At 70.7% G+C, this 13,100-nt stretch carries 13 protein-coding genes; 11 read left to right on the top strand and 2 right to left on the bottom strand.

What is annotated here, in order from left to right:
* The first annotated feature begins 16 nt into the window (after positions 1 to 16).
* From rpsB to FFA01_RS00705, 9 genes are all read left to right on the top strand, one after another.
* Complete coding sequence (gene rpsB, locus FFA01_RS00745; protein ID WP_146851942.1) at positions 17 to 964, top strand: 30S ribosomal protein S2; 948 nt, start codon at positions 17 to 19, stop codon at positions 962 to 964.
* Positions 965 to 1,004: 40 nt separating this feature from the next.
* The gene (gene tsf, locus FFA01_RS00740) at positions 1,005 to 1,832 is read left to right on the top strand and encodes a translation elongation factor Ts (protein ID WP_146851941.1); all 828 of its coding nucleotides are present in this window, start codon (positions 1,005 to 1,007) and stop codon (positions 1,830 to 1,832) included.
* Between the two features lie 157 nt (positions 1,833 to 1,989).
* On the top strand, positions 1,990 to 2,709 hold the full coding sequence (pyrH, locus tag FFA01_RS00735; protein ID WP_146851940.1) for a UMP kinase: 720 nt from the start codon (positions 1,990 to 1,992) through the stop codon (positions 2,707 to 2,709).
* A gap of 72 nt (positions 2,710 to 2,781) precedes the next feature.
* Positions 2,782 to 3,300 carry a ribosome recycling factor gene (frr, locus tag FFA01_RS00730; RefSeq protein ID WP_220478141.1) on the top strand — a complete coding sequence of 173 codons (519 nt, stop codon included), beginning with the start codon at positions 2,782 to 2,784 and terminating at the stop codon, positions 3,298 to 3,300.
* The gene (locus FFA01_RS00725; protein WP_146851938.1) at positions 3,301 to 4,299 is read left to right on the top strand and encodes a phosphatidate cytidylyltransferase; all 999 of its coding nucleotides are present in this window, start codon (positions 3,301 to 3,303) and stop codon (positions 4,297 to 4,299) included.
* A gap of 62 nt (positions 4,300 to 4,361) precedes the next feature.
* On the top strand, positions 4,362 to 4,931 hold the full coding sequence (locus FFA01_RS00720; RefSeq protein ID WP_146852107.1) for a DivIVA domain-containing protein: 570 nt from the start codon (positions 4,362 to 4,364) through the stop codon (positions 4,929 to 4,931).
* A 219-nt stretch (positions 4,932 to 5,150) separates the two neighbouring features.
* Positions 5,151 to 5,849 carry an aggregation-promoting factor C-terminal-like domain-containing protein gene (locus FFA01_RS16175; RefSeq protein WP_244289629.1) on the top strand — a complete coding sequence of 233 codons (699 nt, stop codon included), beginning with the start codon at positions 5,151 to 5,153 and terminating at the stop codon, positions 5,847 to 5,849.
* 101 nt (positions 5,850 to 5,950) lie between these two features.
* A complete protein-coding gene (locus tag FFA01_RS00710) occupies positions 5,951 to 6,250 on the top strand; it encodes an Rv1322 family protein (protein WP_146851937.1) in 300 nt (99 codons plus the stop codon).
* Complete coding sequence (locus FFA01_RS00705; protein WP_182501105.1) at positions 6,247 to 6,978, top strand: alpha/beta hydrolase; 732 nt, start codon at positions 6,247 to 6,249, stop codon at positions 6,976 to 6,978. Before FFA01_RS00710 ends, FFA01_RS00705 begins: the two co-directional genes overlap by 4 nt.
* An 87-nt stretch (positions 6,979 to 7,065) precedes the next feature.
* Here FFA01_RS00705 and FFA01_RS00700 read toward each other — a convergent pair whose 3' ends face one another.
* Together FFA01_RS00700 and FFA01_RS00695 are read right to left on the bottom strand one after the other, a co-directional pair.
* Positions 7,066 to 8,124 (bottom strand): AI-2E family transporter, encoded by a 1,059-nt coding sequence (locus FFA01_RS00700; protein WP_146851935.1) that lies wholly within the window; start codon positions 8,122 to 8,124, stop codon positions 7,066 to 7,068.
* A gap of 56 nt (positions 8,125 to 8,180) precedes the next feature.
* A complete protein-coding gene (locus FFA01_RS00695) occupies positions 8,181 to 10,031 on the bottom strand; it encodes a DivIVA domain-containing protein (protein ID WP_146851933.1) in 1,851 nt (616 codons plus the stop codon).
* A gap of 257 nt (positions 10,032 to 10,288) precedes the next feature.
* On the opposite strand from FFA01_RS00695, the gene FFA01_RS00690 reads away from it, so the two are divergent.
* Both FFA01_RS00690 and FFA01_RS00685 read left to right on the top strand, forming a co-directional pair.
* On the top strand, positions 10,289 to 12,079 hold the full coding sequence (locus FFA01_RS00690) for a DUF8094 domain-containing protein (protein ID WP_146851931.1): 1,791 nt from the start codon (positions 10,289 to 10,291) through the stop codon (positions 12,077 to 12,079).
* Positions 12,076 to 13,077 carry a tetratricopeptide repeat protein gene (locus FFA01_RS00685; RefSeq protein ID WP_146851929.1) on the top strand — a complete coding sequence of 334 codons (1,002 nt, stop codon included), beginning with the start codon at positions 12,076 to 12,078 and terminating at the stop codon, positions 13,075 to 13,077. Before FFA01_RS00690 ends, FFA01_RS00685 begins: the two co-directional genes overlap by 4 nt.
* Positions 13,078 to 13,100: the final 23 nt, after the last annotated feature.

Below are 13,100 nucleotides of genomic sequence, written 5' to 3'. Positions count from 1 at the left end.
AAACAGGAGAACGACCATGGCCGTCGTCACCATCCGCCAGCTGCTCGACAGCGGCGTCCACTTCGGACACCAGACCCGTCGCTGGAACCCGAAGGTGAAGCGATTCATCCTCGCCGAGCGCTCCGGCATCCACATCATCGACCTCCAGCAGTCGCTGGGCTACATCGACAAGGCCTACGACTTCGTCAAGGAGACGGTCGCCCACGGCGGCACCATCCTCTTCGTCGGCACCAAGAAGCAGGCTCAGGGCTCCATCGCCGAGCAGGCCAACCGCGTCGGCCAGCCCTTCGTCAACCAGCGTTGGCTCGGCGGCCTCCTGACCAACTTCCAGACGGTCTCGAAGCGCCTCGCCCGCATGAAGGAGCTCGAAGACATCGACTTCGACGACACCACTCAGGGCTTCACGAAGAAAGAGCTCCTGATCAAGAAGCGCGAGCTCGACAAGCTGCACAAGACGCTCGGTGGTATCCGCAACCTGACGAAGACGCCGTCGGCGCTCTGGATCGTCGACACCAAGAAAGAGCACCTCGCCATCGACGAGGCCAAGAAGCTGGGCATCCCGGTCATCGGCATCCTCGACACGAACTGCGACCCCGACGAGATCAACTTCCCGATCCCCGGCAACGACGACGCCATCCGCTCCGTCGGCCTGCTGACGCGCATCGTCGCCGACGCCGCCGCCGAGGGTCTGGTGCAGCGTCACCAGAAGCCCGAGGACGCCGACCAGCCCGTCGAGCCCCTCGCCGAGTGGGAGGCCGAGCTGCTCGCGCAGGGCGAGGCCAAGGCCGCGGACGCCGCCGCCGAGGCACCCGCCGCCGAGTCGCTCCCCACCGAGGAGAACGACGCCGACGCTCAGGTCGCCGAGAAGCCCCTGGGTGAGCCGGTCGCCGAGCCCGTCGCCGAGGCGACCGACGAGACCGCTGCGGAGCCGGCCGACGCCGACGCCGCCGCCGACTCGAAGTAATCCCCTCCTTCCACTCCGACTCCACGAAAGGAAGTCAGACATGGCAAACTTCACCGCCGCTGACGTGAAGACCCTCCGTGACCGCCTCGGTGCGGGCATGATGGACAGCAAGAACGCCCTCGTCGAAGCCGACGGCGACATCGAGAAGGCCGTCGAGATCCTCCGCGTCAAGGGACTGAAGGGCGTCGCCAAGCGCGAGGGCCGTCAGACCACCGCCGGTCTCGTCGCCGCCAAGGCGTCGTCGGGCTACGCGACCATCATCGAGCTCGCCAGCGAGACCGACTTCGTCGCGAAGAACGACAAGTTCATCGCTCTGGCCGACTCGGTCCTCGAGGCCGTCGCCGCGGCCGGCGCGAAGGACGCCGCCGAGGGCAACGCCGCCGCCATCGGCGGTCAGACCGTCGAGGCGTTCGTCAACGACGAGGCCGCCCTCATGGGCGAGAAGGTCGAGCTGCGCTCGGTCAGCCGCGTCGACGGCGAGGCCTTCGCGATCTACCTGCACAAGACCTCGAAGGACCTGCCCCCGCAGGTCGGCGTCGTCGTGGGCTACACCGGTTCCGACGAGGAGACCGCGCGGTCCATCGCGCAGCACATCGCCTTCGCCGCTCCGACGTACCTCTCGCGCGACGAGGTCCCCGCCGACCAGGTCGCGAAAGAGCGTGCCATCGTCGAGGAGACCGCGAAGAACGAGGGCAAGCCCGAGGCCGCGCTCCCGAAGATCATCGAAGGTCGTCTGACCGGCTTCTTCAAGGAGATCGCGCTTCTCGACCAGGCCTACGCGAAGGACAACAAGCTGTCCGTCGCCAAGGTCGTCGAGCAGGCCGGCATCGAGATCTCGGGCTTCGCCCGGGTCAAGGTCGGCGCCTAGCCAGCATCGAGATGGGGTCTGAGACAGCGTGACGTCTCAGGCCCCATTTTCGCGCCCGCACCCATCACGATGCGGTGCGGTCGACGACACCGGTGAGGAGCGGCGCCGCGCGCCGACTCGCTAACCTGGCTACGGCCACGAACGAGGGAGAATCCAGATGACATCAGAGACCACCGGACGCCGACGGGTGCTCCTCAAGCTCTCCGGCGAGGCCTTCGGCGGCGGCCAGCTGGGTGTGAACCCCGACGTCGTCGGAGCCATCGCCCGCGAGATCGCCACGGCGGCCAAGGACGTCGAGATCGCCGTCGTGGTCGGCGGCGGCAACTTCTTCCGAGGCGCCGAGCTGAGCCAGCGCGGCATGGACCGGGGTCGGGCCGACTACATGGGCATGCTCGGAACCGTCATGAACGCCCTCGCGCTGCAGGACTTCCTCGAGCAGGCGGGCGCGGCGACCCGCGTCCAGTCCGCCATCTCGATGACCCAGGTCGCCGAGCCCTACATCCCGCGTCGCGCCGAGCGCCACCTCGAGAAGGGACGCGTCGTCATCTTCGGCGCCGGGGCCGGACTTCCCTACTTCTCGACCGACACCGTCTCGGCGCAACGCGCCCTCGAGATCGGCGCCGACGAGGTGCTCGTGGCCAAGAACGGCGTCGACGGCGTGTACTCGGCCGACCCGCGCCACGACCCGTCGGCGGTGAAGCTCGACGTCCTGACCTACCAGGAGGCCCTGGTCAAGGGACTCAAGGTGGTCGACTCGACCGCGTTCAGCCTCTGCATGGACAACGGCATGCCCATGCACGTGTTCGGCATGGAGGGCGAGGGCAACATCGCCCGCGCCATCCGTGGCGAGCGCATCGGAACCCTCGTCAGCAACTGACGACTAAGCTCGACAACGAATCAAGGGAGCATTGTGGCGATCACCGACGTACAGAACGAGACGCGCGAGAAGATGGAGCGGGCCCTGGAGTCCGCCAAGACCGACTTCGGTCAGGTCCGGACGGGGCGCATCAATCCGGCGCTCTTCCAGAAGATCCCCGTCGACTACTACGGCACGCCGACCCCGCTCGCGCAGCTGGCGTCGCTGCAGGTGCCCGAGGCTCGCACGATGATCGTCACCCCGTACGACAAGACGGCTCTCAAGGAGATCGAGAAGGCCATCGCGACGTTCCCGAACCTCGGCGCCAGCCCGACCAACGACGGCACCCTGGTGCGCGTGACGATCCCCGAGCTGACGCAGGAGCGCCGCAAGGAGTTCGTGAAGATCGTCCGGAGCAAGGGCGAGGACGCCAAGGTCCAGATCCGCAACATCCGTCGCAAGTCCAAGGACGACCTCGACGCTCTCAAGTCCGAGGTCGGCGACGACGAGGTGGCTCGTGCCGAGAAGGACCTCGAGAGCCTCACCAAGAGCTTCATCGACTCGATCGACGACGCCTTGAAGAAGAAGGAAGCCGAGCTGCTCGAGGTCTAGATGAGCGACGCTCCCGACGGCCCCCGTCCCGACGAATCGGCGCCGACCCCCAAGACAACCCTCGGCAGCCGTCGCGCCGACTTCGACGCGCGGGCGCAGGCCGCCCGCCACGACCTCGAGAACCAGCTGCGGAACCGCAAGGCCGCGCTGGGTGCGCGCAACGAGAAGCTCACCGCCCGGACGGGCCGGAACCTGCCGGCGGCCATCGCCGTCGGCGTCGGACTCGGCGCCGCCGTGCTGGTGAGTCTGATCTTCGAGCCGGCGTTCTTCATGATCGTCGCTGCGGCGCTGATCGGATCGCTCTGCTTCGAGCTGGCCAGCGCCCTGCGGTTCGCCGGCCGCGACGTCCCGCGGCTGCCGAGCGTCCTGGCCGGAGTGGCCATCGTCCCGGCGGCGTTCCTCTACGGGGCGCAGGGGCAGTGGCTCGCTCTGCTGGGCGGCGTCGTGGTGGTGTCGGTGTGGAGACTCGTCGAGCTGGCGCGCCCCTCTCACCGGACCAGCGCCTCCTCGGTCCTCCGCGACATCGGCGCAGGGGCCTTCGTCCTGATCTACTGCGCGTTCCTCGGCAGCTTCATGGCCCTCATGGCGGCTCAGCCGAACGGGGCCAACTGGACGCTCGCGACCCTCATCATCGTGATCGCGGTCGACACGGGGGCGTACGCCACCGGCCTGAACTTCGGCAAGCACCCGATGGCGCCGCGGATCAGCCCCAAGAAGACCTGGGAGGGCTTCGCCGGTTCCGTCGCGGCGAGCTTCATCGCGGCGATCCTGACCTCGTGGCTGATGCTCGGCGAGGCCTGGTGGTTCGGCTTCGTCCTCGGCGGGGTGATCATCGTCACCGCGACGATCGGCGATCTCTCCGAGTCGCTCATCAAACGCGATCTCGGCATCAAGGACATCTCCACCTGGTTGCCGGGTCACGGCGGATTCCTCGATCGGCTCGACAGCACGCTGCCCTCGGCCGCGGCCGCCTACGCGCTGTTCCTCATCGTCACCTAGGGGCGTCGCCGGTCGAGGGGCGGCGGGGCGTCCAGGCGGACGCGAGGTCCCCGTGCGGCATGATGGACATCGTGAAGACGACATTCCCGATTGCTCCGCAGGGTCAGCTCGGCTACGACGTCGACGAGGTCGAGTCGTTCCTCGCCACCGCGCGGGCCGCGTACTCCGGCGGCGCCTCCGGCGGGCGGACCGCGTCCGACGTCGATTCGACGCGGATCCGGCGCACGGCGTTCACGATGGCGAAGGGCGGGTACTCGACGGCTCACGTCGACGCCGCTCTCGAACGACTCGAGGACGCCTTCGCCAGCCGGGAGAAGGAGCAGTCCGCCTCCGGATCGGCCGACGCGACGTGGCTCGCGGACGCCCGGACGACCGCCGAGGAGATCGTCGCGAGACTCGACCGTCCGGTGGGCCACCGCTTCGACCGGGTCGGATTCCTCACGGTCGGCTACCACCCGGCCGACGTCGATCGCCTCGCCCGTCGACTCCAGGGCTACTTCGGCGATGGACGGGCCCTCAGCATCGACGACGTCCGTGCGTCGGTCTTCCGTCCCAAGCGGGGCGGATACCGCGAGGCCCAGGTGGACGTCGTGCTCGACGCCGTCGTCGACGTCATGCTCGCCGTCCGCTGACCCCGGCGCAGCCGGGGCCGCCGGGGCCGCCGGACGCGGGCCACCGGCTGCCGGAACGAGCTGCCGGGCCGACACACGGGGGTGCGGACCTGGTCAGGTCGTGACATTTCCGTTACCATGAATGAACTCATGGGTAGGCACGCGGCAACTTCGACGACCGGAATCACTCGACGAGAGCATCCGGCGCTGGTCTCACGACCCTCGGCTCCCCGCCGAGTCGTGGCGGCGTCGACCCTGGTGTCTCCCACCCCGGCTCCCGCGGGCCCCGGGCGCGCGCGCAGAGGTCGCTACGTCGTCCCGTTCCTCGGGTTCTGCGCCTCGTTCGCCTTCGTGTCGGCCTCTCTGGTCAATCCCCTCTCGGGTGCCGAGGCGACCACGCGTGTCGTCGGCGGCGCCTCGGTGCTCGTGGCGCCCGGGCAGTCCTACTCCGTGGCCGGTGCGTCCGCCGTCACCGTCGACCGCGACGGCTACGGCGTGACCCTGCCGCCGCCGCCCGAGCCGGAACCCGAGCCCGTCGTCGCCGACGTCACGGCCGAGACGGCCAGCGTCGACGAGTCGTCGAGCTCGGCGGCCGCACCCGCGGTGTCCGCCGCTCCTGCGGCCGGGGTCCCCGATCCCGGCAGTGCCAAGGCCATCGCCGCCGGCATGGTCTCGGCTCGGGGCTGGGGCACGGGCGAGTACGACTGCCTCGTCTCGCTCTGGAACAAGGAGTCCGGCTGGAACGTGTACGCCTCCAACGGCTCGAGCGGCGCCTACGGCATCCCGCAGTCGTTGCCGGGCAGCAAGATGGCCACGGCCGGCGCCGACTGGCAGACCAACCCCGCCACCCAGATCACCTGGGGGCTGAACTACATCTCGGGCGTCTACGGCTCGCCCTGCGGCGCCTGGTCGCACTCGCAGGCCGTCAACTGGTACTAGGCCCCACGTCACGAGCCCGGGCCGGTCGGACCGACGAGGCTCACCCGTCGAGACGGTCGTTCCGCGTCGTCGTCCGTCTCGACCGCGATACGGTGGATCCCATGCCCCGCAGCAATCGACCGCGCCGACCCCGCGACCGACCGAAGGACGACGAGTCCGGTGGAATCGAGAGAGCGATCCGCGGCGGTGCGACCACCGAGACCCGACACGGCCGCAGCTACACCGTTCAGGCGATCGGCGCGTCGTCGTCGGTCAAGGAATACGTCTGTCCGGGCTGCTCGCTGATCGTGGCGCCCGGTACCGCCCACGTCGTGGTGTGGCGGGCCGACGGCCTGTTCGGAGAGGCGGACGATCTCGCGTCCCGCCGTCATTGGCACACCCACTGCTGGAGGATCTCGTGACCGACGCTCCCGACCGCCCCGTCGAGATCCGCGGAGGAGTCGAACTCCCCGCCCGGCGCCGCGACGTCGAGCTCCGCACCGGCGACGGCCTCACCCTCGTGGGCGAGCTCTCCGTCCCTCTCGATCGTCCCGCCGTCGGCACCCTCGTGACGTTGCACCCGCTCCCCACGGCCGGGGGGTTCATGGATTCCCACGTCATCCGGAAGGCCGCTGCGCGCCTCCCCGCTCTCGCCGATCTCGCGGTGCTGCGGTTCAACTTCCGGGGGGTCTCATCGCCGCGGGGCCGGTCGGACGGGGCATTCGGCGACGGGGTGGCCGAGGCCGCCGACCTCGCGGCGGCCGTCGCGTTCGTGCGCGACGAGGGGCTGCCGACGCCGTGGCTGGTCGGATGGTCGTTCGGCACCGAGGTCGCGCTCAAGCACGGTCGCGACGTCGAGGTCGCCGGTCTCGTGCTCCTGTCGCCTCCGCTGCACCGCACGAGCGACGCCGAGCTGGAGGCCTGGAACGAGGTGTCGACGCCGATCGTCGCCGTCGTGCCGGAGTTCGACGACTACCTCCGGCCCTACGAGGCCCGTCGCCGGTTCGGCGCGGTGCCGCGTGTCGAGGTCGTTGACGTCGAGGGGGGCAAGCACCTCTGGGTCGGCGAGAAGCAGACGTCCCGGGTCCTGACCGAGATCGTCCGGCGAGCGGCCCCTGCTGCTCTGCCTCTGCCGAGCAGCTGGCCCTGAGGTCGGAGCTCCACCCCCGAGCTGCGAGCCCGGGGGCGGAGGCTCAGCCTCGCGACACCGAGCCGACCGGGCCACGCGGGATGCGCGTCAGAGCTCGTTCTGGCGAGGCACGACGACCTCGCGGATGATTAGCAGCACGGACGCCGCGACGGGGATGGCGATCAGCGCGCCGAGCACGCCGAGGAGGGTGCCGCCGACCAGGGCGGCGATGACGACGATGACGCCGGGCACCTTGACCGCGCGCCGCATGATGCGGGGGCTGAGCAGGTAGGCCTCGACCTGCATGTACAGGAGGTACCAGATCGCGGCCGTGATCCAGGTCGCGGGGGACTGCGGCAGCAGCGCGACCTGGGCCAGCACGATGACGGCCGAGCCGCTGATCGTGCCGACGAGCGGGATGATCGAGCCCAGGAACGCGATGAAGGCGAACACCGCCGGCTGCTCGGCGCCGATGATGCTCAGGAACACGAAGCTGAGGATGCCGTTGATCGCCGCGAGGGTGAACTGTCCGATCACGTAGCGGCCGACGGACTCGCTGATCTGCTCGGCGATGCCGACGAATCTGAGGCGCTTCGAGGCCGGCACGAGCTGGTACAGGCCGCGCTTGAACACGGTGATCGATGACGTGAAGTAGAGGGTCAGGATGAGCACGATGACGGTGGCGAAGAGGCCGTTGCCGATGGCGACGCCCACGGCCAGGACCCCGCCGCCGATGGTGACGACGTTGTCGGGGTCGCTGAGGAACGACACCACCGAGTCGAGACCCTGCTGCACGTCGAAGACGTTCTGCGGGACGAGCTCCTGCAGGTTGTCGACGAACTGCTGCGTCGTGACGCTCTGCAGATAGGTGACGAGGTTCGTGATGAGGGCCGTGGCCTGGCTCACGATCACCGGGACGATGGCGAAGACCACGCCGACGACCGCACCCAGCACCGCCGTCATCACGATGACGATGGCCAGCGACCGCGGCACGCGTCGTCTCTCGAGCCAGGTCACCACGGGGTCGAGGCCCAGCGAGATGAAGATCGCGGCCCCGACGTAGGTGATGATCGTCGAGAGCTCGCTGACGGCCCCGCCGATCACGAGGGCGACCAGCACGCCGAGTCCTGCCAGCAGGCCCAGCCGGAACGGGTTGTGGATCTTCACTGGCGGGGACTCCTGTCGACGGTGATGGCGTCGTTCACCGGGACGTCACCGACTGCCTACTCTGTCGTAACCCGTGCGGCTTCGCTCAACATGCCGCGGAGGTTCTCGAGGTACGAGGCGACGGCGTCGCGCTCCTCCCGCAGCTCGGACAGCCTCTGCTCGGCGTCGCCGACGAGGTCCCGTGCGCGTTCCTCGGCCTCGGAGACGATGTCCCGAGCCCGGACCTCGGCGTTCGTCAGCACCTCGTGAGCGGTGGCGTCGGCCTCTCCGCGGACGGAACGGGCGTGCTCGTGCGACGACCGCTCGAGCTCGTCCGCCTCGCGCCGGCCGTCGACCGCCCGCTGCCGCGCCTCGTCGAGCTGGGCGTGGGCGTCGTCGAGGTAGTTCTGCGTCTCGGCGACGGCGGCCTGATGCCGGGCGACGAGATCGCGCTCGAGGTCGTCCGTGCGGGTGGTGATCTCGAGACGGAGGGCGGTCCGGGCGTCCTCGAGCTCGCGGGCGAGCTCGGTCTCGGCTCGGTCGCGCTCGGCCGCCAGCTCGGCACGCGCCGTCGCGGCCTCGTTCTCGAGCCGTGCCCGCTGGGCCCCTTCGTCGTCGACGAGTCGGGCCTGGCTCTCGGCGACCTCGGCGTCGAGGTCGGCCCGGGCGTTCGCCGTCTCGGCCTCGACCAGAGCCCGGTGCTCGTCGGCTTCGCGGGCGAGGCGGTCGCCCTGCTGCTCGACGTCGCGGGCCAGGCGCTCGCGCGTCTCGACGGTCGTGCGCTCGATCTCGTCGCGCGTGGTCGTGCGCGCCAGCTCGAGCTCGTCGCGCACGGCGCGGGCGTCCCGGTCGAGCTGGGCGCGGGCCGTCTCGATCTCGAGCTCGAGGCCGGCCCGGACCTCGAGGGCCTCGGCGGCCAGGGAGGCGCGGGTCGAGTCGACCTCGCGGGCCAGGTCGTCGCGTCGGGCGTCCTGCTCACGGGCGAGCTCGGCGCGGGTCTCGGCGACGTGGCGAGCCAGCTCGGCGCGTTGTTCGGCGATGTCGCGGTCGAGCTCGGCGCGACGGTTCTCGACGTCGTCGTCGAGGTCGGCGCGGGCGGCCGCGATCTCGCGATCGAGGTCCGCGCGACGGGTGGTCACCTCGAGGTCGAGCTCGGCCCGGGTCGTCTCGTCGAGTCGCGCCAGCTCGGCGCGGAGGGTGTCTCCCTCGCGCTCGAGATCGGCTCGCTGCCGCTCGCTGTCGCTGACGAACAGGGCGCGGGTCTCCTCGGTGGTCCGAGCCAGCTCGGCGGCCCCGTCGCGTGCCTCGGCCACCTCGCGGCCGACGACCGCGCGCTGCTCGGCCACGTCGCGCTCGACGTCGGCGCGGAGCGCCGCCGCCTCGTGGCGTGCCGTCGAGACGTTCTCGGCCGCCTCGGTCGCGGCGGCGCCGCGCATCGCCGAGGAGTCGCGCTGGGCCTCCTGGAGGAGCGATCGGACCTCGTTGCGGGCGCGCGCGACCATGCGATCGGCCTCCGCGCGCGACTCGTCGATCTGAGCCGAGGCGCGGCCCCTGGCGTCGTTCAGCAGGGCGTCGGCGCGCTCGGTGGCGTCGGAGACGAGCCGTTCGGCCTCGGCGCCGGACGAGCGGCGCAGCTCCTCCGCGTCGATGTCGGCCTGGCTGACGAGCCGGGTCGCCTGCTGCTCGGCGAGCCGCAGGGTCTGCTCGAGCTTGCTGCCGAGGCCGGAGTAGGTCGGGGTGCCCGCCTCGTCGAGCTCGGACTGCAGGTCGTCGAGGCGAACCTGCATGCGGCCCAGCTCGGACGCGACCTCGGCGCGGTCGGCATTGGACTTGATGAGCTCGCGGCGCAGGTCGTTCAGCGCGCGGTCGACCTCTTCTTTGCGGTAGCCCCGGAGTTCCGTTCCGAATTCTGCTTCGTCAGCGGCCACGGTGTCTCCTCAAGCTCGGCGGCGGGCGCGAAGTCTCACGGCCCGGACGCGTCGATTTTAGCGGCAGCGAGGCCGGTCGCCACCCCGGACGGGGGGCTGCACCGGCCGGTTAGGCGCCTCACAGGCTCGTCGGATACGCTGAGCCGTCTTAAATTCTGCTGCCGCGCCCGGCCATCCGGCCAGGGCCCGCGCTGGCGTGACCGTCCCGAGCGGTTCGTCGCGACCCGACCGGGATGGTGGCACGGAGGGAGAGAAACGTGCGTTTCATCGTCGCAGTGATCGTCGTCGTCCTGGCGGCGCTCATGGTGGCCCTGGGCTTCGCCCAGCGGACCGTCTTCGCGCCCCCGCCGAGCGTGTCCTCGACCGTGTCGACCTCCGATTCGGAGGCACGGATCACAGTCGTCCCGTCGGAGGCCCTGCACGGGCACGACGGTCGACAGACCATCAGCATCTCCGGCTCGGAGTCGGACTCCGTCTTCGCCGCCTACGGGCGCACGTCCGACGTCCTCGGCTGGGTGGGCGACTCCGCCTACAACGAGGTGGACTTCGACGAGTCGACCGGGGAGCTCGTGAGCACCCTGGTCGACGGCGACGGGGCGGACGTCCCGAGCCCCGCCGACTCCGACCTCTGGAACGCCGAGTACACCGGCGCCGCCCCCACCTTCTCACTCGACGCACCGGATGACGTCTCGCTCATCGTCGTCTCCGACGGCACCGCGCCGGCGCCCGACACCGTCCGGGTGACCTGGCCGCTCTCGACCTCGACGCCCACAGCCGGACCCCTCATCGCCGGAGGGCTCCTCGTGCTCCTCATCGGCGTGCTGCTCTACATCTGGGCGATCGCGCACCACCGTCGCACCCGCGGCCCGCGCCGGACCTCCGGCCAGGGCAAGCCGCCCCGTCTGACGAGGCGGTCGCGTCGCAAGGCGCTCGGCGCCGGCGACTCGACGTCGTCCGCCGCCGAGGGCGGCCGCCGGGGGATCCGTCGTTCGGTGGCCGTCGTGCCCGTCGTGCTCGTCGGCGCGCTCGCCCTCTCCGGGTGCACGGCCGACTACTGGCCGAGCGCCGTAGGCGGCAACGGCTCGGGCGTCTCCGCCACGCCGACGCCGACCTCGACCGATCCCGTCGGCGACGAGCAGGACGACCTGCAGCCCCCGGTGGTGACGGTGGCCCAGGCCGAGCGCATCGTGCAACGCATCTCGACGACCGCGGCGCAGGCCGACGGCACCCTCGACCCCGAGCTCGCGGCGACGCGCTTCACGGGACCGGCGCTCGCCCAGCGCGAGGCCAACTACACCCTCCGCTCGAAGGACTCGGGGGCCGCCGAGCCGATCGCCGTCCCCGAGGGCGCTGTCACCCTCACGTTGCCGCAGCAGGCCGACACATGGCCGCGCAGCGTCTTCGTGATCGTCCAGTCCGATGACGACGCGGTGGCGCCGATCGCGATGACCCTCGTGCAGGAGAGCGCCCGCGACAACTACCAGGTCGAGTACCTGACCAGTCTCGAGGCGGGAGCCACGCCTCCCACGGTCGCCCCCGCCACGATCGGCGCGGCCCGCCTGTCGCCCGACGTGAAGCTCCTCACCCTGCAGCCCGACCAGCTGGCCACGGCCTACGGCGACATCCTGCGGAACGGCGACGACAGCGAGTACGCGTCGCTCTTCGAGTCCGAAGGCGACACGCTGCGCGACAAGATCGGCAAGCCCTACAAGGACGCCAAGCGCGAGGCGCTCCCCGAGACGGCCTCGATCGAGTTCTCGTCGAGTCCCGACGACGACTCCGCCGTGGCCTTCGCGACCAACGACGCCGGCGCGATCGTCTCCGTCGGCCTGAACGAGGTCGAGACGGTGAAGCCGACCGCCGAGGGCGCCGAGGTGAACCCCGAGGGCGCGGTCAAGAACCTGACCGGCCTCGACAAGACGACGAAGGGCATCGAGGCCACCTACGGCGTCGAGCTGCTCTTCTCCGTCCCCGCCGTGGGCAGCGATCAGAAGATCGTCCTGCTCGGATTCAGCCAGGCCCTCATCAGCGCGAAGGAGCTGCCATGACCAACGTCCCTCCTCTCCCCGCCGGACTCCGCGGAGCCGTCGACCTCTCCTCGCTCGTCCAGCGTCCGGGTGCCGGACCGGTCGACCCGGCCGGTGCCGGACAGCAGGGAGGCGCGGTGGCGGGCGGTCCTGCGGGCGCGGCTCCGGGATCGGTGGCGGTCCCGGGTCTCGTGCTCGACGCGACCGACGAGTCGTTCGCGCAGTTCCTCGAGATCAGCAACACGGTCCCGGTCATCGTGGACCTCTGGGCGGAGTGGTGCGGGCCCTGCAAGCAGCTCTCGCCGGTGCTCGACAAGCTGGTCACCGAATACGGCGGGCGGCTGCTCCTCGCGAAGGTCGACGTCGACGCGAACCCGCAGCTGACCCAGGCCTTCCAGGCGCAGTCGATCCCCGCGGTCGCCGCCGTGATCGGCGGGCGACCGGTCCAGCTCTTCGTCGGCGCTCTACCCGAGGCCCAGGTGCGCGACGCGTTCGAGCAGGTCCTCGAGCTCGCGGCCCAGAACGGCGTGACCGGCACGGCCGTGGTCGACGGGGCGCCCGGCGTCGACGGCGAGACGCCCGAACCCGAGCCCGAGCCCGAGCCGCTGCCGCCGCACCACCAGGACGCCTACGACGCGATCGACCGGGGCGACTACGACGCGGCCATCACGGCCTACCGGACGGCCATCGCGCAGGACCCCCGAGACCAGCTCGCGGTCGCGGGTCTGGCCCAGGTGTCGCTGATCGCGCGTCTGCAGGGAGTGACGCTCGCCGAGGTGCGCGAGGCCGCGGCCGCCGACCCGTCGGATCTGGAGGCTCAGCTGGCCGTGGCCGACCTCGACGTGAGCGGCGGACACGTCGAGGACGCCTTCGATCGGGTGCTGACGGTCTTCCCGACCCAGGACGCCGCGGGTCGCGACGCGGCCCGGGCGCGCCTCCTGGAGTACTTCGAGATCGTCGGCGTGGACGACCCGCGGGTCGGGGCGGCGCGCCGTCGTCTCACGATGCTCCTGTACTGACGCCCGCACCAGCACCATGAACG

The sequence above is a fragment of the Frigoribacterium faeni genome (assembly GCF_007988805.1).
In the GTDB taxonomy this organism is placed as follows: Bacteria; Actinomycetota; Actinomycetes; order Actinomycetales; family Microbacteriaceae; genus Frigoribacterium; species Frigoribacterium faeni.
Note: the sequence above shows the minus strand (reverse complement) of the source record. Positions and strands in the feature narration are given on the sequence as shown.